At 37.2% G+C, this 18164-nt stretch carries 20 protein-coding genes; 8 read left to right on the forward strand and 12 right to left on the reverse strand.

Features of this window, described 5'->3' with window-relative positions; translation table 11 throughout:
• Positions 1–17 precede the first annotated feature (17 nt).
• From KCTC52924_RS02840 to KCTC52924_RS02870, 7 genes are all read right to left on the reverse strand, one after another.
• Positions 18–428: a hypothetical protein gene (locus tag KCTC52924_RS02840; RefSeq protein ID WP_251808938.1), complete on the reverse strand. Its 411-nt coding sequence runs from the start codon at positions 426–428 to the stop codon at positions 18–20.
• Positions 429–438: 10 nt separating this feature from the next.
• Entirely contained in the window at positions 439–1335 is an 897-nt protein-coding gene (locus tag KCTC52924_RS02845) for a universal stress protein (protein ID WP_251808937.1), read from the reverse strand.
• A 108-nt stretch (positions 1336–1443) separates the two neighbouring features.
• The gene (locus KCTC52924_RS02850) at positions 1444–2280 is read right to left on the reverse strand and encodes a universal stress protein (RefSeq protein ID WP_251808936.1); all 837 of its coding nucleotides are present in this window, start codon (positions 2278–2280) and stop codon (positions 1444–1446) included.
• A 15-nt stretch (positions 2281–2295) separates the two neighbouring features.
• Positions 2296–3141: a universal stress protein gene (locus KCTC52924_RS02855; RefSeq protein ID WP_251808935.1), complete on the reverse strand. Its 846-nt coding sequence runs from the start codon at positions 3139–3141 to the stop codon at positions 2296–2298.
• 97 nt (positions 3142–3238) lie between these two features.
• A complete protein-coding gene (locus KCTC52924_RS02860) occupies positions 3239–4078 on the reverse strand; it encodes a universal stress protein (protein WP_251808934.1) in 840 nt (279 codons plus the stop codon).
• Between the two features lie 176 nt (positions 4079–4254).
• On the reverse strand, positions 4255–5307 hold the full coding sequence (locus KCTC52924_RS02865) for a response regulator (protein ID WP_251808933.1): 1053 nt from the start codon (positions 5305–5307) through the stop codon (positions 4255–4257).
• Between the two features lie 57 nt (positions 5308–5364).
• Positions 5365–6597 (reverse strand): PAS domain-containing sensor histidine kinase, encoded by a 1233-nt coding sequence (locus KCTC52924_RS02870; RefSeq protein WP_251808932.1) that lies wholly within the window; start codon positions 6595–6597, stop codon positions 5365–5367.
• Between the two features lie 402 nt (positions 6598–6999).
• Between KCTC52924_RS02870 and KCTC52924_RS02875 the strand changes: the two genes are divergently transcribed.
• Complete coding sequence (locus KCTC52924_RS02875; RefSeq protein WP_251808931.1) at positions 7000–7401, forward strand: hypothetical protein; 402 nt, start codon at positions 7000–7002, stop codon at positions 7399–7401.
• A gap of 160 nt (positions 7402–7561) precedes the next feature.
• Here KCTC52924_RS02875 and KCTC52924_RS02880 read toward each other — a convergent pair whose 3' ends face one another.
• On the reverse strand, positions 7562–8407 hold the full coding sequence (locus KCTC52924_RS02880) for a universal stress protein (protein ID WP_251808930.1): 846 nt from the start codon (positions 8405–8407) through the stop codon (positions 7562–7564).
• Between the two features lie 255 nt (positions 8408–8662).
• Here KCTC52924_RS02880 and KCTC52924_RS02885 point away from each other — a divergent pair, with 255 nt between their 5' ends.
• The gene (locus tag KCTC52924_RS02885) at positions 8663–8932 is read left to right on the forward strand and encodes a hypothetical protein (protein ID WP_251808929.1); all 270 of its coding nucleotides are present in this window, start codon (positions 8663–8665) and stop codon (positions 8930–8932) included.
• 131 nt (positions 8933–9063) lie between these two features.
• Here the strand turns inward: KCTC52924_RS02885 and KCTC52924_RS02890 are convergent, their stop codons facing one another.
• Positions 9064–9909 carry a universal stress protein gene (locus tag KCTC52924_RS02890; RefSeq protein WP_251808928.1) on the reverse strand — a complete coding sequence of 282 codons (846 nt, stop codon included), beginning with the start codon at positions 9907–9909 and terminating at the stop codon, positions 9064–9066.
• A 292-nt stretch (positions 9910–10201) separates the two neighbouring features.
• On the opposite strand from KCTC52924_RS02890, the gene deoC reads away from it, so the two are divergent.
• Positions 10202–10858 carry a deoxyribose-phosphate aldolase gene (gene deoC, locus KCTC52924_RS02895; RefSeq protein WP_251808927.1) on the forward strand — a complete coding sequence of 219 codons (657 nt, stop codon included), beginning with the start codon at positions 10202–10204 and terminating at the stop codon, positions 10856–10858.
• Positions 10858–11556 carry a purine-nucleoside phosphorylase gene (gene deoD / locus KCTC52924_RS02900; protein ID WP_251808926.1) on the forward strand — a complete coding sequence of 233 codons (699 nt, stop codon included), beginning with the start codon at positions 10858–10860 and terminating at the stop codon, positions 11554–11556. The genes deoC and deoD overlap by 1 nt, the downstream gene beginning before the upstream one ends.
• Before the next feature lie 9 nt (positions 11557–11565).
• Here deoD and KCTC52924_RS02905 read toward each other — a convergent pair whose 3' ends face one another.
• Complete coding sequence (locus KCTC52924_RS02905) at positions 11566–11958, reverse strand: DUF302 domain-containing protein (protein ID WP_251808925.1); 393 nt, start codon at positions 11956–11958, stop codon at positions 11566–11568.
• 96 nt (positions 11959–12054) lie between these two features.
• The gene (locus KCTC52924_RS02910) at positions 12055–12513 is read right to left on the reverse strand and encodes a pyridoxamine 5'-phosphate oxidase family protein (protein WP_251808924.1); all 459 of its coding nucleotides are present in this window, start codon (positions 12511–12513) and stop codon (positions 12055–12057) included.
• Between the two features lie 397 nt (positions 12514–12910).
• Between KCTC52924_RS02910 and KCTC52924_RS02915 the strand changes: the two genes are divergently transcribed.
• The 4 genes from KCTC52924_RS02915 to KCTC52924_RS02930 all read left to right on the forward strand — a co-directional run bounded on the left by KCTC52924_RS02915 (position 12911) and on the right by KCTC52924_RS02930 (position 16086).
• Positions 12911–13363: a hypothetical protein gene (locus KCTC52924_RS02915; protein ID WP_251808923.1), complete on the forward strand. Its 453-nt coding sequence runs from the start codon at positions 12911–12913 to the stop codon at positions 13361–13363.
• A gap of 317 nt (positions 13364–13680) precedes the next feature.
• Positions 13681–14244 carry a vancomycin high temperature exclusion protein gene (locus tag KCTC52924_RS02920; protein WP_251808922.1) on the forward strand — a complete coding sequence of 188 codons (564 nt, stop codon included), beginning with the start codon at positions 13681–13683 and terminating at the stop codon, positions 14242–14244.
• Positions 14245–14454: 210 nt separating this feature from the next.
• Positions 14455–15705 carry an NRAMP family divalent metal transporter gene (locus KCTC52924_RS02925; RefSeq protein ID WP_251808921.1) on the forward strand — a complete coding sequence of 417 codons (1251 nt, stop codon included), beginning with the start codon at positions 14455–14457 and terminating at the stop codon, positions 15703–15705.
• 186 nt (positions 15706–15891) lie between these two features.
• Positions 15892–16086, forward strand: coding sequence for a hypothetical protein (locus KCTC52924_RS02930; RefSeq protein ID WP_251808920.1), 195 nt, complete (start codon positions 15892–15894; stop codon positions 16084–16086).
• A 131-nt stretch (positions 16087–16217) separates the two neighbouring features.
• Here KCTC52924_RS02930 and KCTC52924_RS02935 read toward each other — a convergent pair whose 3' ends face one another.
• Complete coding sequence (locus KCTC52924_RS02935; protein ID WP_251808919.1) at positions 16218–18149, reverse strand: OmpA family protein; 1932 nt, start codon at positions 18147–18149, stop codon at positions 16218–16220.
• Positions 18150–18164: the final 15 nt, after the last annotated feature.

Below are 18164 nucleotides of genomic sequence, written 5' to 3' on the forward strand. Positions count from 1 at the left end.
ATTGTTAGTTACAGGTATTACTTTGCATGGTAATACTTCCTGACCAATGCCCTTATCTGGTTCTCGGTCTTACTATCTGCCTTGGCCACCACCTTGACTTTAGCAGCAATGGATCTATAGTTTTTTAATAATGATTTCCTGAATTTTTCATTGGTATCCCCGGGACCAAAAACAACAACTTCCTCTGCATTTTTGATTTTAAAGGCCAATTCAGAAAAGTAAGTTCGCAATTGATGTTTTTCCCGTTCCAAATAGCGGCTTTCATGTATAATTTGCTGTGCACCACTAGATTTCATTCTTGATGTTGATCCGTTTTTTAAACTAAAAAATTCTAGATTGGAAAATAATGTTTCAAATTTTTCGCCAGTCTCTTTTAAACGAACGATGTACGCCTTTTCCTTATCCATCCAAATCCCTACTTTCTTCATTGTTATAGTTTTAAGGTGAATCGTGCAGCGCTAAAATGGGTATTTCTGATTGATAACCTATTTCCTTTACTAAGGGTTTATAAAAGATGTTCTCAAAAAAACCATGTTTCCTATTCACAAATGCAAGCATATTACACCCACTATCTTTTATAAAATCCTTAATCTCAGCGGAGATTTTATTCCCATCTCGGAAATGGAAGGTATGTTCAACTTCCTGAAATAAGGATTCCAACAAAGCCCTATTTTCTTGTTGTGCCTTATTCAGATCAGATTCTAGACCTATGTGGAGGATCTTTATAACGGCCTTTTGCAGCATGGCAATTTCTAGGAGATATTGCAATTCAATGTGTTTAAAACCAGTTAAAAAATCGGTTGGAAAAACTATCTCCTCAGGAACTACAATCATTTCATTCTCGGGTACGGCCAATACAGGACTTGTAGTTATTTTCTCCATAACCTCAACAGTATTAGATCCAAAAAACACACGTGCAGCACCGCTACTGCCCTTAGTCCCCATTACTATCATATCTATTTCTTGATTTGTTAAAGTATGTCTAATAGCATCTAAAAGGGAGTTATAAACCGAAATGGTGTGAAAGGTATGTTCCGAGGAAAACTGCAATTGGCGCAACAATTTCTGGAGCTCCTCTTCAGATTTATTTTTTGCAGCCTCATAGGCCATTTCCCCAGGCTCGGGCACCATCATATTATCCAAACTATATCCACTTACCCCAAAAACATTCAACAAGTAGAAGTCGCACTCTTGCCCTTTAAAAAGTTTTAGGGCATAATTAATGGCGTTTAGGGCATTTTTAGAAAAATCCGTCGGTACTAATATTTGTTTAGGCATATTGTTTATATCGTTTACAACAGTACTAATGTAACCGACAAATTCCAGTCTAGGCATGATTAAAATCAGTTTAGATCGGAAAGTCCTAAAACGACGGGATCCACTTTAAGGGCCGCCCTTATAGGTTGGATCCCAAAACGGGGTTAAAAAAAATGCCGAATGGAATTAGCCCTGCAGCACCATAAATGGGATACTCACATGAAGCCCAATCTTTTTAATAACTGGCTCAATAAATAGTCGCTCCAAAAAAGTATGCTTATTTTGGATCATCACCAACAGGTTTAATTTTCTATTCAATTGAAAATTATTTATGCCTTCAATAACCCCTTGATCGGGCAGGTTGTGAAACAGATGGGAGGTGTTTTTCATTATAACCTCCAATTTTTGTTTGTTTTTTAATTGGTTTTCAGCCAGCTCATAACCCCTGGAAATATGCACCACTTCTACATGGGACTGGTGTAATTGTTGCAACTGCAACAATGCTTTTAATTGATCTTCACAATAGGAAACCTCATAATCTGTTGGAAATAAAATTTCCTTAGGTGGCACATAATCGTATCGCGCAGGCACGGCAATAACTGGAAAATTCGCGCTCTTGATCAGGTGAACGGTATTGGTGCCCATAAAAATTTCTTGTGCCCCCGTAGCCCCATGGGTTCCCATAATTACTAGGTCTGCATTTTCCTTGGCAACGGTCTGTACAATTTCATCTACAAGCTGGCTAAAGGCCGAGCGCAGTATGAAATGGTGCTTAGGGTTTTTAAAATCATTTTCTAGACGCAACTTTAACTTCTCCAAACGGGTCGTGGAATTAACCTGATATACATCTCCCAATCCAATTTGTCCAGGGCTAAACAAAATATATTCCGACTGATAGGCTGCTGGAGAATACGTATTCAATAGATAAAAAGTACACTCCTCATCCTTAAAAAGCTGAAGGGCGTACTTTATAGCATTAAAAGCATTCTCCGAAAAATCGGTAGGCAATACAATTCGTTTCATTTGGTAACTATTAAATTATCTGGATACGTTTTGAAGCACCATAAAAGGGATCTTGATATGCAACCCTATTTTATCAATCGTAGATAAATATAACATATCCTCCATATAGGAGTGTCTGGAATTCACCAAAACTAACATATTAATGGCGTGATGGACAATGTATTTAGTGATAGCGGTAGTTTTGTCCTTTTCCAAAGTAGTCTCAAAGGTGAGTTTGGGCTTTCGCATGCAATTTTTCAAAAATTCCTTATTGTCTTGCTGTCGCCAGGATAAATTTGTAATCGGATCTATGTGCAATATATGTACCGTAGAGCGGAAAGACCCCGTCATATCACACAGCAATTTTAGTTCCCTTCGTCTATTTTGCACCAAAAAATTGGTAGGAAAAAGTATTTCTTTGGGAGGATGATATTCATACCCCTCTGGGATGGCAAGCACAGGGCAATGAACGTATTTTAGAAGATGCAGGGTATTACTGCCGAAAGTCAGCCTACTATCATTGGTAGCGCCACGGGTACCCATAACAACAATATCGATATTTTCTTGGTTAACAAGGTCATTTACCTCGTCCACAAGGTCACCAAAAATTGTGATTTCCTTTAATTTATGATGTGGATTTGGAGAATATTCCTTTAAGTCCTTTAAAACTCGTTTCATCGACTTATCAGATTTCCGAAGAGTTGCTTCCTTTAATTCGTCTACATGGTCTTGGGCCATTTCTGCTGCTTTCCTATAGACTTCATCCGCATAGGTATGAACAATAAAAAATTCACATTTTTCATACTTAAATACCTGACAGGCATATTTTAGTGCGTTGAAGGCATTTTCCGAAAAATCTGTGGGCACTAAAACTTTTCTCATAAGTATAGTATTTGTGATTTACTTAAACAATTCCTGACATATTCCTATTGGACCATCTCAAAGGTATCTTTTCAAATTCATTTAAATTAAGCTCCTCCTATTCATGAAGTACCAGAAATGGAACTTTGGTATGATAACTTATCTCTTCTACTGCAGGCCTGAACAAAATTCTTTGAAAAAAATTCAAATTCTTGGCCACCATAGCAATCATATCAATTTCTCTACTCTCTGTAAAACATTGAACCGCCGTTTCCAATTTCGCACCTGTTAGTGAGTGAAAACTATGCGCTACATCTTTAAAATAGTCACTCAGAAACTCTTTATTAGTCAATTGCTCCTGACTTAACTCCTCCCCTTTTTTAGAAATATGAAGTATACTTAGGGCAGACTTATTGATTTCCGCCATTTCCAAAAGGTTGTCCAAAACATTTATGTCGTACCCAATATGGTAATCGGTTGGAAAGGCAATTTCCTTGGGCTTACTAAATTTAGCTTTTTCAGGAATCGCCAATAACGGACATTTTACCTTGGTAATAATATCTCCAGTATTGCTCCCTATGGCCACTTTTTTAAATCCTGTGGCCCCCTTGGTCCCCATAATTATTAGTTGGATATTCTTATTTTGAACCTCTCGCTTTACCGTGTCAACAAAATAATCATAAACTGCGATGGGCACATAAGTATGGTTGGAATTTGGAGCAGACTCTTCAATTCTTTTGATCAGTTTCTTTAATTGCTCGCGACTATCGGATAACAAAGCATCCTGAAAATTAGCTATGGAGGATTTTAAATTGGATTCTGTACCAGAATAACTAGGCACGGGATTAACGTGTAACATATAAAAGGTACATCTGTGTTCTTGGAACAGCTCCAACCCATATTTCACCGCATTAAAGGAATTTTCGGAAAAATCTGTAGGAACTAAAATATTTTTCATTTCAACCGAGTTTTGCTTTACTCCTCCAAAATTAAGTCGCAAAAACCGCAATCTAAATGACCAATATCATGTACCCACTACAAAAAGCAGCAAAAGTGAAATAAATAGTTTAATTAACCTACAATCCCATATTTTGGGAACGTAAAACCTAGGGGCTAGCCTTTCTCCCTAAGTCATTAATTTACCTTACTAAGGCCTTCCATATCTAGAATTTGGATGTTTTTATTCTCTATTCGAATTAAACCTTCTTTTTTAAAACTAGACAACGTCCTAATTAATGTCTCCGTTGCCATACCAGCAACACTGGCCAGATCGCTCCGCAGAATATGTAATCTCCCCTGGGAGTCCTTTTCAAGCTTATTGGCAAATTTCAATATTGTAGTTGCCGTTTTTTTTCTCACAGACCCGTATGCCATTTCCAATAATTGTTCCTTGGTCTCAGATAGATTTTCTGTCAATATTGCCATGAGCTCCATCGTTAACTGGGGATTTTCTTCGAGCACGACTTTAAATTCATCTTTTCCCAGCCCTACCAATCTTACTTCTCCCATTGCCGTTGCAAATTCCTGATACGTAAGATTTTTGCTAAAACAGGTGAAACCAAAAAAATCATCGGCTTTATAAATTTCGGTAATCAATTCCTTGCCCCATTCATCCAATCTATGGGTTTTAACAACTCCATTAAGAACCAAATAAATAAGGTTGGAGTTACTTCCTTCCTTGTAAATAACATCCCCAAGGACAAATTCATAGGTACGTCCCTCATCTACTATATAATTTTTAAGTTGATTAATGGTCTGCATCCCCAAACTGCCAACTTCAGTAACGGATCTACCCAAACCACTATTTTCCCTAACAATTGCCATTCTTGCTAACCTACTATTAATAGCTCCCAATAGTTCGGATTCTGTAAAGGGTTTGGTAATATAATCGTCTGCTCCTAGGTCCATACCCTTACGAATATCCTGCCTTTCGGTCTTGGCAGAAAGAAAAACAAAGGGAATTTGCTTGGTTGTTTCTTCTTGGGATAACGCCATTAGCACCCCATATCCATCCAATTCGGGCATCATAATATCACAGATGATTAAATCTGGCAAATGTTGTTTGGCCAGCAGTAATCCCTTACTCCCGTTGGAGGCGGTATACACCTGGAAATAGCTCAATTCTAAAAGCTCGGCCGTATTCTCCCGCAAAACCGAATCGTCCTCTATGATCAACACTCGTTTCATCTATTGCTGTATTTAAATAAGTACCGCCCTTTATCACATATCATGCGTATTGGTTAACTACCCTGCATTATGTTCTAGGGGGAATTCTACCGAAAACACACTTCCTTTACCTGATTTGCTTTTAAAGTAAATTGCCCCACCAATGTTCTCCACATGAACTTTTACAATATTCAATCCTATGCCAGTCCCTTGAATAAGTCGTGCATTTTCTGCTCTATAATACCTTTCAAAAATATGCTTCTGATTCTTTTCGGGAATCCCTATCCCTAGATCAATTATATGGAATACAATTTTACTTGGAAGCAATTCCACTTTAATATCTATATCAGTCTCCTCTGGGGAATATTTTATAGCGTTGTGCAAAAGATTGGTCAAGACTAAGGAAACTATTCGTTCATCCTGATTTATATCGATCTCATCAATGTTTTCAGGATAAATTATTTTCTGTCCGTCCTTTAATAGCATATTGGCATTATAAACTACCTCGTTCACTACTTTGCTTAGTGAAAAATCGGTATACCTGTACACTTCTTTCCCTTTCTCCAATCTCTCCACAGATAAAAAATCGTTTAGTATACCATTTAGATGATGTACACCACTAATAATTGTATTTAAGTGTTTCTCCCGTTTATCTTGCTGATCATCCCTACTGTATTTCCCTACTAGTGTAGCCGATGTCAGTATCCCACTCAACGGAGTCTTAAACTCGTGGGAAACCAAAGAGAGAAATTCGGTTTTAAGATCATTTAATTCCCGTTCCCTATGCAGTGCACTCTTTATTTTTGACTCCGCATTCTCCCGCAACTTTATCTCCCTGGTAAGTTTAACCACGGTTTTCTCCAATTCCTTGGTACGGGCCTCGATCTTTTCTTCCAATCGCGAATTTAGTTCCCTTATCTGCCGTTCCTGTTCTTTTTTTTCCGAGACATCTATGACTAAGGCCATAACATACGTTTTCCCCAACAACGAAAACGGATTGAGGCCTACCTCTATTGGGAATTCCTCACCGTTCATGCGTTTTCCAAAAAGCGTTCTCCCATGGGCCATTCTCCTTTGCCCTTGTTTTTTATGAAAATCTTCCACGTATTTATCGTGTGCATTGTGAAAACTTTCAGGAATTAACAGATGTAAAGGTTGCCCCTTTAATTCCCCCTCCCCATAACCGAACATTTCATTGGTACGGGTGTTGGTCCCAATAATGATCTGTTGTTCACTCACCAACAAAATCCCTTCGGATACGGCCTCGGACAACAGTTTTAAAACATTCTTGCTTTTCTCAAATGCACGCATATGATAAAGTTACATTAATTTACGAAGTTTTATAGATTTCGTCCTAGTCCCTTTAGCTGTAGCAAAGTGAAACTACACCCGAACTCGTATTTCCTTAAGTCCACAACAGATTCTTTAAAACCGCCTAAAAGTGTGATTCCTTCCCTAATTGTAGTAACTCTTAAAATCATTTTGTACTTTTAATTGCAAATAAAGTACCACCACGGAGATAAATAGCGACTTTAAATCTGAATAAAATAATCATTGCTATTTTTAATACTGAATCAAGGCGATCATAAAAAAAGTTGTATGTGGAGCTTAGGCAGACCATTTACACACCAGAATTACCAAGGAATAGCAACATAGCGGAAATTTTTTAATAAGCTTTCTTTGGAAGACATGAACGTTCCTAAACCACAATCTATGTCACCAACAAAACAACAGATCAAGGAATTTTATCAATGTTTGGGCAAACTCTTTTATGCCATAGCCATGGCCGATAAGAAAATCATGCCGAACGAAATTGATTCCTTAAGAAAGGATGTGAAAAGATATTGGCTCGCTATAGACGATAGTAAGGACGAGTTTGGCACCGATGCCGCATTCCAAATAGAAATTGTTTTTGACTGGCTGCAGGATCAAGAAAAAGAAGGCGATGAATATTTTACGGAATTTATGGATTTTTACGAGGAGCATCCCAATTTTTTTAGTCCGCAAATAAAAAAACTCATTTGGAAAACAGCAGACGACATTGCCTCCTCCTATGCCCATAAAAACAAATCTGAACTGATTCTCCTGAACAAGTTGAAAATCACGCTATCCTAGGGTCTTTCAATACCACGTTAGATGGATTCCCAAAACCCGACCGACCGCAGGTACGTCTGTTGCATAAGCCACAATGGATCACCAACACACCTGCCCCCCTTTCCATCCATAGATTTAAGTGTCCTTTCTAATCTTAGCAAGTTGTATTTTGCGTACCCGTTTAAAGGTTAACCTCATTAAAACTCATCAACGGAATGGAGATATGTGATTCCATTTTTTTTACCAAGCTTTTATGAAATATTTTCTGAAAGAATCCTTTTTCCTTCCTTTCCAATAAGACCAGTATATCTGCTCCGATCTCATCGGAAAACGTCTTGAGTTTTTCTTCAATAGCATCAGAGAAAATAAGTTGAAAGCCTATATTTTCATAATCTACCTGCTGTTCCAACATTTCTTTAAACCACTCCATTTGTTCTTTTCCAGCGTATTCCTTTTCCGTAGAAATATGAATGATTTCTATTTTCGATTTTAGCAATTTGGCCATGGGTACCAATGTTTTAATGGCCAAGATATCTGCTTCCTCAAAATCAGTGGCATACAGAATAGTATCAATCGCTTTTGAAAACTTAGTGTTGGGAATGATCAACAGCGGACAGCTTACTTTATCTTGAAGCTCCTTTCCTATATCACCTACTAATAAACCACGTTCTGAATGCTTGTCCTTTCTACCTATTAAAATTAAATCTGATTTAAATTCTTTGGATGCCTCTAATATTGCATTGGTAATGGAGTCTCTCTGAACCACTTCCAATACAATGTTTGCAGGGTCTAAACCTGAACCGATATGTTTTTCACAATAAGCTTTAAGGATCTCCTTTTGTTCTTGGATCACATGATACGCTATCTGTTCTAACGGACGGCTGACCGAAACCCTTAGAGGCTCCATTTTATGCACATATAAAACAATGAGTTTGGCTCCCATCTCCCTACTAAGATTATAAGCGAATTTTAATACCGGAACCTCTCTCTCCGATCTATCAGTAGCATAAAATACAGTATTCATCATAATGAAAATTTTAATACTTTAAAAATATTCGATTATAGTTAAGGGAACAATGACTTTGGTCATAGCACTTTTCATTATCAAAGCTATAAGTTGTCAGGACTACTGAATACTGTTTAGAACAACCTCCCTAGAATTAAATATCAATAATCTATAGGAGACCAAAAATTATTAGTGGTACCCTAAGGTTAAAATCACGTACACCCAATCGTAAATTATTTGATAATTTTAGCTTAACTTCATACCAGATACAACCTTATGAAAGCAATGGCACATTTAAAAAGTCCCCTAACACCAAAGGAAAATGAGGTTATCCTTACCGCCTTGAATCCTATTTTTGATATTCAGGTATTGGACCTTGATTTGGAAAAGGGGCTCCTCCTTTTTAACTACAATAGTCGCATGGTCTTGGCAATGGTAGAAAAAAAATTATTGGAAGCAGGACTCCCCATAATGTCCTATTCCTTTCCTAACCGCATTCCCCTACTTCATAGTGGAATGGATAAGGACCATGGCACCTTAGCATAAGAGATATCCTCTTCCTGTCTAATAAAAATACCCCTGACAACAATTACAATTTTTCCCTTTTTAGACCCAAATCACTCCCTAAAAGTTAAAGTCGAACCACCAAATCAGCTTTCATTATGGTCTTCATATGATTATCGTTCTGATAATACCAAAAGAGGAATAGAGGTATGAAAGCCCATTTTTTTCACTACCGCCTCCCGGGTTAGTTTTTCAAAAAAGCTATGGCCATAATGGATCAAGGAAATCATATCAGCATTGTTCTCCATTGCAAAACCAGTTATGGTTTTAGCCACGTTAACCTTCCATTTAACCGTAAAAAAACTATGGGAAAGTGAACCAAAATATTTTTTCAACACTGATTGGTTTGACAGCTGGAAATCGCTTAGTAAAAAGTCCGTTCCAACCTGAAAAATAAAAGTTTCTGCCTCCCACATTTTCGCCAATTCCAACATGGGATTTAGTTCTGAAGCTTCAAAGTACTTGAGAAAATTAGTTGGAAAAACAAGTCGCTTTAGACTTTGGAAATTATACTCAATAGGAACCACTATTAGGGGCCTATTTCTAATTGCATTTAATACCTTTACTGTATTGCTACCCATAAATACTTCCTTTGCCCCAGTTGCTCCCGTGGTACCCATCACTATACAATCAATATGTTTAGCAACCATTGTTTCTTTAATGGCGGTTAAAAGATTAGCTGCAATAGAAACCTTTTCGAAAGTATGATTTTGATTCTTGTGATGCTGTCCTAAATACTCAAGGATTTTATCCAATTCCAATTGCGATTGTTTTCCCATGGAGTCATAAATCACCCCTAATCGTTGTTTTCCCTTGTCCCCCAGAATATTAGCGAAATCTGGCTCATAGGAGTTTAAAATAATAAAATGGCAAGCCAGATCGGCATATAGCTTCAATGCAGTGAACATAGCATTCCAAGCACTATCTGAAAAATCGGTGGGCAAAAGAATTATCTTCATCGCTTTTTTTATTAGTAGTTAAACTCCCAATCTTTAAGTGGGATAAAAATGGATGTAAGCTCCAAAAACCAAATCAACTTACCACTGAATTGTCCACAAGATCATTGCCGTAGGGGATTGGGAGTATAACATTCATTCCTTCACAACAAAGTAGGTAATTACCATGTCAAAAAACATGATTTTGGTCAGTCTTAAAATACTTTTACACAGCTGATGGTTATCATATAAATAGTACAACGGAATACCTAGCTTTGAATCTAATACATCAAAAAAGCCACAAGCAAAAGACTACATGCAGCTTCAAAAATATATAGATCACACCCTTTTAAAGGCTTCAGCTACCGAGAAAGATATCCTTGAGCTATGCGATGAAGCACTAAAGTTTAATTTCTATGCCGTTTGTATAAACGGCGCCCATATACCATTAGTGAAGTCAAGGTTAAAAGGCTCTCCTATTAAAATAGCTGCTGTAGTAGGATTTCCGTTAGGCGCCATGACTACAAAGTCCAAAGTCATGGAGGCAGAGGATTATAGTGACCAAGGCGCCGATGAGATAGATATGGTACTCAATATCGGCTGGCTAAAATCGGGTAAATTGATACAGGTGAAGGAAGATATTGCCCAAGTAAAATCTGGGATAGGGACTAAGGTGTTAAAGGTAATCTTGGAAACCTGCTATTTAACGGATGAGGAGAAGCAAATAGCCTGCAGATTGGCAATGGAGGCTAATGCCGACCTTGTTAAGACCTCTACCGGTTTTGGTCCTGCAGGGGCAACTTTTAAAGACGTTCTATTATTAAAACAAACGGTTGGGGATTCGTTACAGATAAAAGCCTCTGGAGGAATAAAAGATAGGGCCACAGCGCTTAAATATATAGAACTGGGCGCTTCCAGAATTGGGACTTCCTCTGGAACATTGATGTTGGCTGCTAGAACAAAGAAAAAATAATGAGTTTACACATACAAGCGAAAGAAGGAGAGATTGCGGATACCGTACTATTACCAGGAGACCCGCTGCGTGCAAAATGGATTGCCCAAACTTTTTTGGAAAACCCTTACTGCTACAATAACATTAGGGGGATGTTGGGGTACACGGGTACTTATCAAGGGAAACTTGTTTCGGTGCAGGGTAGCGGTATGGGCATCCCATCAGCAATGATCTATTATCACGAACTGGTCAACCACTACGGTGCCAAAAATTTAATTAGGGTAGGAACAGCGGGCGCCCTACAAAAAGATCTAGCATTAGGGGATATTGTATTAGCCATGGCGGCATCTACAAACTCTGGCATCAATAATAAAATATTTAGGAATTCCTATTACGCGCCAACAGCCAATTTCAATTTATTACTTAAAGCTGCGGATTATGCAAAAAAAATGAAAATACCCATAAAGGCTGGAAATGTACTTTCTTCGGATATTTTCTATAACGACGATGAAGATGAGTACAAACTGTGGGCGAAATTTGGAGTACTTTGTGTGGAAATGGAGGCTGCAGGCCTGTATACCTTAGCCGCAAAGCATCAAGTTAATGCGTTGGCCATACTTACCATATCCGATTCATTGGTGACAGGTGCAAAATCTACTACTATAGAACGGGAATCTACTTTTGGCAATATGATAGAAATAGCCCTTAACATTACCTAAAGCCCCTATTTATTTAATATTCTTGATCACGTTCTTCAATTTTTCCGAAACCTCATCAGCGATCTCCATCAGATCTAAATTAATGACCGCCTGCATTGATGCGGTTGGATTAACAGCCGAAATTTCAATAAAGCCGGCTTCCCTTTCCTGTACAATGACATTACATGGGAGCATAGTCCCAATTTTATCCTCGGCCTGAAGCGCCTTATAGGCAAATGGTGCATTACAGGCCCCTAAAATTTTATAGTTGTAGAAATCTACCTGAATTTTATTCTTTAAGGTAGCTTTTAAATCAATTTCAGAGAGTACGCCAAAACCTTCCTTCATTAAAGCTTCCTTGGTTTTCTCCACAGCTTGATCGAAAGTTATATTGGATAGCGTTTTGTCAAAATAATATTCCATGTGTTCAATTTTAAGATTCAGTTTAAGATCATAATATAAAATAGGATTAGACCAGAAATAATTAGTCTCACCCCACTACTACTCCCATAGCTTTTCCTAGCTGGGTGTCCTCTGCTTACCAGTTATATCCACAATTTTAATTCGGAAGACCAAAGTGGTTTCATCCGACGTGATCTTGCTGGAAAAATCACCGACAAATTGCAGGTTTAATTTCTCTTTAATTTCAGATATTCTTTTTACACCCTGCAGAAAATGATGGAGCTGATACTTTGCATCGATACCCTTTAACTCCTCATATTCTCCATGAATAAGGACGGACTGCCAATTATTGAGCGATAAAATATTGCTTACATTCAAGGAGACCAAAGGTTGCTCCCGGACGCTTTCTATTTTGTGCCCTTCTCCGGAAATACTTATTATACAATGTTTTTCTGGGTCATAATAATAGGTGATCGGAAGAATATAAGGAGAATTATGACCTATATAAGCCAAATGTCCCAAATAGTTATTCTGCAATAACAAAAGGCACTGCTGTTCTTTCATATCCTTGATCATCCTGGGCAGTTTAAAATGGTTAACAGTAATTTCAATTATCTTGCATACCCCCCCTATTCTTTAAAGGTAACTAAACCATTGGAAACACGAAATGACTTGCGTCATACCAATTTAATAAAAGTTTATATAAACTATATCATTCAATTAATATTAAGATACTTAGATAACTATAATAATTGGACCTATACAAATGCGAATACTTACTATTGAGCTATTTTATTTTCTAGAATATAAACTTATCCTTTAGGGGTATACCTGTCAATTAGCTACGCTATCTAGACCACTCTGAGGCATTTTAGATTAGTTTATCGAATATATAAACCGTTTAAAGTTTTAAAACAAGAATAACGTTAATATTTCATAACCTTTGGGTATAAATATTTAATCCTCCGAGAATATGAAAAAATATATCTATCTATTACTTTCAACGATGGCGCTAGTATTATCAGGGTGTAGCAAGGATAATGATTCTTCCGACCCCACCACAAGCGTTAAGGTATTCCCTCTTAATGCCGTTGCCAATTCCAATATTTCAGGAAAGGTAACATTTACAAAAAATGAAAACGGATCTACAACCGTCCTCTTGGAAATCAATGGCGCTTCCTTAGACATTCATCCTGCTTTTATTTACTTAGGTGACAAAACCAACCCAGGAGCAGTGGCAATTACTTTAGAGTATATCGATTGTGATTGTGAATCTAGCAGTACTGTTATTAAAACTATGGACGATGGTACCGCCATTACCTATGAACAACTTTTAAAATTGGATGCCCATATAAGTATTCATCAAAATGCCGACCACCTTGAAATAATTCTAGCACAGGGCAATATTGGAGCCAATTTCAACTAGGACTTACTTAGAATAAACCACTCAATACCCTGAAAATAATTTAAATAAACCCTGACTTAAATGGTCGGGGTTTATTTTTGTAATTTACTGACAGACAGATTTTACAAGAAAATTACTACCTCTACAAGGTTTATTTTTGTAAAGTTAAATACGGCAAAGCAAGAAACGTCTTACTAGCCTCACCTGACTTGGACGCCCAGTTATCCAAAGATAATCATTACCTTTAAAGATGATTTATAGGAGAAATGAAAAAGAAAATTGGCTATGCTTGTCTTATTATTCTGATAAGCTTTTCTCTCGTTTTAATTGTTTGCAATATGACCATAGAATTGGGGACTATGGGGAAAACCTATGGGGATATTGATCAAATACCCAAGAATAAAGTGGGCTTGGTCCTTGGAACCTCCAATAAATTGTTAGGAGGAAAATCCAACCCCTATTACACCAACAGAATAACTGCCACGATTTCATTATTTAAAGCTGGGAAAATAGATTATGTTCTAGTGAGCGGCGATAATGGCACGCCATATTACAATGAACCGATTGTTTTTAAAAAGGATCTCGTAAAAGGAGGAATTCCCGAAGAATGCATTTTCTTGGATTTTGCAGGATTTAGAACCTTAGACTCCATGGTTCGTGCTAAGGTGATTTTTGGTCTGGACCAGGTTACTGTAATATCCCAAAAGTTTCACAACAAACGAGCCATTTATCTGGCAGAAAAAAAGGGGTTAAAGGCTATTGGATATAATGCGGAGAACCCCTCCTTGAAACATGGGCTAAAAATTAAAATAAGGGAGTATTTCGCTAGGGTAAAAGTGTTTATTGATATAGCCCTGAATATACAACCCAAATTTTACGGCGAACATATTACGATAGAATAAAAGGTAAAATTACACCCTACTAGAATCCATATTCCAATCTTTAATACTGTGGATCGATATTGTTTATAGCTATACTGGACCTTCTTTTCCAAATAAGTACCAATTCCGATGGTATTATACGAAAACAGCAATTTTAATTTAACTTTCTACAAAACTCCTTAGTGATAGGTTAATAAGAATTATTTAAATTTACTTATTGAAAGACCAACCATGTCCGCTTTAAAAAAGCTCATTAAAAACCTAGGTCCGGGCCTACTTTTTGCAAGTATGGCAATAGGCACTTCCCATTTGGTATTATCCACCAAGGCAGGGGCGCAATATGGATGGATTATGATCATCCCAATTATTCTGGCCAATGTTCTTAAATATCCGTTTTTCGAATTTGGGGTACGCTACACCAATATTACCGATAAAACACTTATTGAAGGGTATTTAAATAGAGGGATGCCATATCTTATCTTTTACGCCATTATTACCTTTATAACTACTTTCACCATCCTAGCGGCATTATATGTGGTAACGGCCGGATTATTGATCAACTTGTTTCAATTACCCCATATTTCTGTAAGCATGGCTGCTGGAGGACTCTTTATACTTATCTCCATATTACTTATTCTAGGACGCTATCGGTTTCTGGAAATTTCCCTGAAATACGTGGTGACAATTTTATTTGTGGCTTTGTTGGCCACAACCGTATTGGTAATAATGAATGGAAAAGTAGCTACCGCCCCAAATTTTATAGCGCCACCAATTCTTAATGAGCTAGGCATCCTTTTCTTAATCGGTTTAATGGGGTGGATGCCCACCACGGTAGAAGCCTCTAGTTGGATTAGCTTATGGACCGTGGAAAAATTTAAATTATCCCGCAAGAAGCCAAGCTTAAAAGAAGCTTTAGCAGAATTTAAATTCGGATATTTTATCACGGCGCTGCTTGCCGTATTTTTCCTTTTAATAGGGTGGTATACCCTGTATGGAACCCAAACTGAACTTAGTGGAAATGCGGTTATTTTTGCTGACCAATTGGTGCAAATATTCACAAATAGTATTGGAGCTTGGGCATATGCACTTATTGCTATTTCTGCGTTTGCCACTATGTTTAGCACCTGTATGACCGCTCATGATGCTATTTCGAGGGTTAGTGTGGACACCTTGGGTCTGTTACTTCCTAAGGTAGAAGGCATTAAGAAAATAGGAATCCCCATTGCCATTATACTTTTGGCAATCATCAATTTTGTGGTAATCACTATCTTTTCTGCAAATATGGGATTGCTTATCGCAATTGCCACCTTTGTTTCCTTTGTTGTAGCTCCTATAATAGGATATATGAATCTAAAAAACGTGATGAGCCATGAAATACCAGAAATATATCGCCCTAAAAGAAATCTTCAAATATTGACCTATACGGGGATCGTATTCCTTTCCTTATTTTCTATTTATTATTGCTGGATGGTATTGTTTTAATTCTTTCTATATGACGCTGCTTTACCACTTTCATTTGCTTTAACAAGCTACTACCCTGAACAATTAAAACTCACAAACAACTGATTATCAACTAAAATAATCATATTTTAACTAAATATTAACATTCTTAATTTGTAATTGGGCCTTGTAACTATAATCTTTGTCTTCAATGATAAGTGAATTAAAATGAAACTGATTACAATTACCAGAAACACTAAACAAGAAAAAAGGTTTAACCAAAAGATGGGCATCCTTTATACCAAAGTAACCTACATTAAAAAAGTTGTTTTGGGTATTATTCCCATCAATACCCTCCACAAGTACCGAGAAACTTATTACGGCAAAGTAAAGGATTGCGACAAATGCGTATTGAACAAATAAAGCTGAAGTAGTAGTTTTCCTAACAAGTTTTAAGGCCTTATTTTAAAATGGGGCTAATTTTCTTTGCAGTAACACCTAGAATGGCGGACAAATTAAAGTGGATTATGTGATACGTTATAATGTGCTTTATATTAGAATAAAACGTTATAATTTAGGACCACCACAAGGGATCTTTCATTTTTATTATGCAACATTTCTAGGCAGAAGACCCCATTTTTACAATTGTTCAGTATTTTTTCTTCCCCATAGCCAACAGCGTATAGTATATTGCTTTTAGGCACGCCTTGTTCCAATAAATAATTTTCAATGGCATTCGATCGCTTTTGCGAAAGGGTAAAGTTGTAGCTGCTTCCTCCCCTACTATCCGTATGGGATTCTATCCTTAATTGTAATTTGGGAAAACTTTTAATAGCGGCAACTACCTTTTCCAGCTCCATGGCTATCTCAGGTGATATTTCCGCTCTCCCTTTGTTAAAGTAGAACTTATTCATTTTAATCACAACCTGGGCTTCACTCTCCGATAGGATATCGTCTATAAGCACCAATTCTAGGTTAAATTTAGAAGTACTCATTTTATCAAGTTCCTCTGAATTGAAATCCATCAAATAGGTGGAGTAACGCTCTTTTTCAGCTTTCAAACTAATTTTGTGGCGCCAAGGAATTTCCAACTGATAATTTCCATACCCATCTGTCGTTACCTCTTTAAGAACGGTCCCTTCATCATCGGATAGGGTAACCACCGCTCCGCCAATTCCTATTCCATCATTTGGTTTTTGAACCTTTCCCTTAAAAGCCAAGGTCTTAAGACCAGGTTTTTCATCCACTTTAAATCCGTAAACATCATCATTTCCCTTTCCCCCGTACCGATTTGAAGCAAAATAACCCAAGAGCCCATTGGTGTCATTATTTTTAATAATCAAACCAAAATCGTCTTCTTTAGAATTTATATCTGTCCCTAGATTTACGGGAATACTGAAATTATTGTAGTCTTGTAAATTGGATTTATAGATATCCATCCCACCTAAGCCATAGAAAACATCAGACGCAAAATAGAGAGTGTTTTCGAAAATAAACGGTGCAATTTCATTCCCCGGGGTATTAATCCGAGGTCCTAAATTAACGGGGGAGGACATTATAATTCCATCGTTGGTGTACACAAAATAAAGGTCGGTCCCCCCATAACTATCTTCAAAATTTGCCGCAAAAAAGAGACGCCCTGTCGCAGCTTCATAAAAAGGGTAATAAAAGGAAGTATCCAAATCACGAAGAATATACTTATAGGCATCCGAACCACTACTCATAGCAATAGACATAGAATTTTTCCCATTAGCGCTAAAAAGCAACTCTGACCCAACTGCATTAGAAAGACTATAAAATAAACTTTTCAACTCCTCGCTATAGAAAGGGGTGGACTTATGAAATTTTGAGGTCTTTAGGCCACCAAATTCTCTTGGTGCTTTCATGTCCCCATTAGAATCAACTTCAGCTTCGTAAATATTTAAATAGGACTCGCCCGATGGACTATAGACCTTCTTAGATCCCCCTGGCCGAGCACTAGAAAACAAAACCTTGTCTTTAAAAAAGGCAGGTGAAAAATCGGCCTGAGGACTATTGCTACTGACATTAAAAATCTCATAGGTCAATGCCAGCTCATTTTTGAGTTGAAGGAGCTCATAGTTAAATTCGGTATTTTCCAATAATTCCCGTGAAAATTTCTGCTTATTTTCACCCAGAAATGCTTTTACCTCTTCCATACCAGAAGTCCTAGCAATGGACTGCAGCAACATATTAAAATGATGCGCAGTCATTATAGTGTCTTTCTTAAAAATATCCACATAAATTTTAGAGGCATTTTTAAAGTTACCTACTTTAAGATAAGAATCCGCAAGATTTAGGTACTGGTCGCTAGTAAGTGATCCTTTTTCCAACTCTTTCTGATATTCCTTTATGGCTTTTCGATAAGAGTATTCAAAAAATGAAATATCTCCCTTGGACCTCTTTTGCTGTGCAAAACTTGTGTAAGGAAAAATTAATAAAAATAGGAATATACTCCAGAATCTCATGATGATTTATATATA

The sequence above is a fragment of the Arenibacter antarcticus genome, assembly GCF_041320605.1.
Taxonomy (GTDB): domain Bacteria; phylum Bacteroidota; class Bacteroidia; order Flavobacteriales; family Flavobacteriaceae; genus Arenibacter; species Arenibacter antarcticus.

Coding starts and splice junctions, on each gene's coding strand:
- KCTC52924_RS02880 (WP_251808930.1), bottom strand. CDS start 8,407: ATGATGAATACTGTATTTTATGCTACTGATAGATCGGAGAGAGAGGTT.
- deoC (WP_251808927.1), top strand. CDS start 10,202: ATGCAGCTTCAAAAATATATAGATCACACCCTTTTAAAGGCTTCAGCT.
- KCTC52924_RS02910 (WP_251808924.1), bottom strand. CDS start 12,513: ATGATCAAGGATATGAAAGAACAGCAGTGCCTTTTGTTATTGCAGAAT.
- KCTC52924_RS02845 (WP_251808937.1), bottom strand. CDS start 1,335: ATGCCTAGACTGGAATTTGTCGGTTACATTAGTACTGTTGTAAACGAT.
- KCTC52924_RS02890 (WP_251808928.1), bottom strand. CDS start 9,909: ATGAAGATAATTCTTTTGCCCACCGATTTTTCAGATAGTGCTTGGAAT.
- KCTC52924_RS02850 (WP_251808936.1), bottom strand. CDS start 2,280: ATGAAACGAATTGTATTGCCTACCGATTTTTCGGAGAATGCTTTTAAT.
- KCTC52924_RS02840 (WP_251808938.1), bottom strand. CDS start 428: ATGAAGAAAGTAGGGATTTGGATGGATAAGGAAAAGGCGTACATCGTT.
- KCTC52924_RS02920 (WP_251808922.1), top strand. CDS start 13,681: ATGACCATAGAATTGGGGACTATGGGGAAAACCTATGGGGATATTGAT.
- KCTC52924_RS02865 (WP_251808933.1), bottom strand. CDS start 5,307: ATGAAACGAGTGTTGATCATAGAGGACGATTCGGTTTTGCGGGAGAAT.
- KCTC52924_RS02935 (WP_251808919.1), bottom strand. CDS start 18,149: ATGAGATTCTGGAGTATATTCCTATTTTTATTAATTTTTCCTTACACA.
- KCTC52924_RS02885 (WP_251808929.1), top strand. CDS start 8,663: ATGAAAGCAATGGCACATTTAAAAAGTCCCCTAACACCAAAGGAAAAT.
- KCTC52924_RS02915 (WP_251808923.1), top strand. CDS start 12,911: ATGAAAAAATATATCTATCTATTACTTTCAACGATGGCGCTAGTATTA.
- KCTC52924_RS02855 (WP_251808935.1), bottom strand. CDS start 3,141: ATGAGAAAAGTTTTAGTGCCCACAGATTTTTCGGAAAATGCCTTCAAC.
- deoD (WP_251808926.1), top strand. CDS start 10,858: ATGAGTTTACACATACAAGCGAAAGAAGGAGAGATTGCGGATACCGTA.
- KCTC52924_RS02925 (WP_251808921.1), top strand. CDS start 14,455: ATGTCCGCTTTAAAAAAGCTCATTAAAAACCTAGGTCCGGGCCTACTT.
- KCTC52924_RS02875 (WP_251808931.1), top strand. CDS start 7,000: ATGTCACCAACAAAACAACAGATCAAGGAATTTTATCAATGTTTGGGC.
- KCTC52924_RS02870 (WP_251808932.1), bottom strand. CDS start 6,597: ATGCGTGCATTTGAGAAAAGCAAGAATGTTTTAAAACTGTTGTCCGAG.
- KCTC52924_RS02905 (WP_251808925.1), bottom strand. CDS start 11,958: ATGGAATATTATTTTGACAAAACGCTATCCAATATAACTTTCGATCAA.
- KCTC52924_RS02930 (WP_251808920.1), top strand. CDS start 15,892: ATGAAACTGATTACAATTACCAGAAACACTAAACAAGAAAAAAGGTTT.
- KCTC52924_RS02860 (WP_251808934.1), bottom strand. CDS start 4,078: ATGAAAAATATTTTAGTTCCTACAGATTTTTCCGAAAATTCCTTTAAT.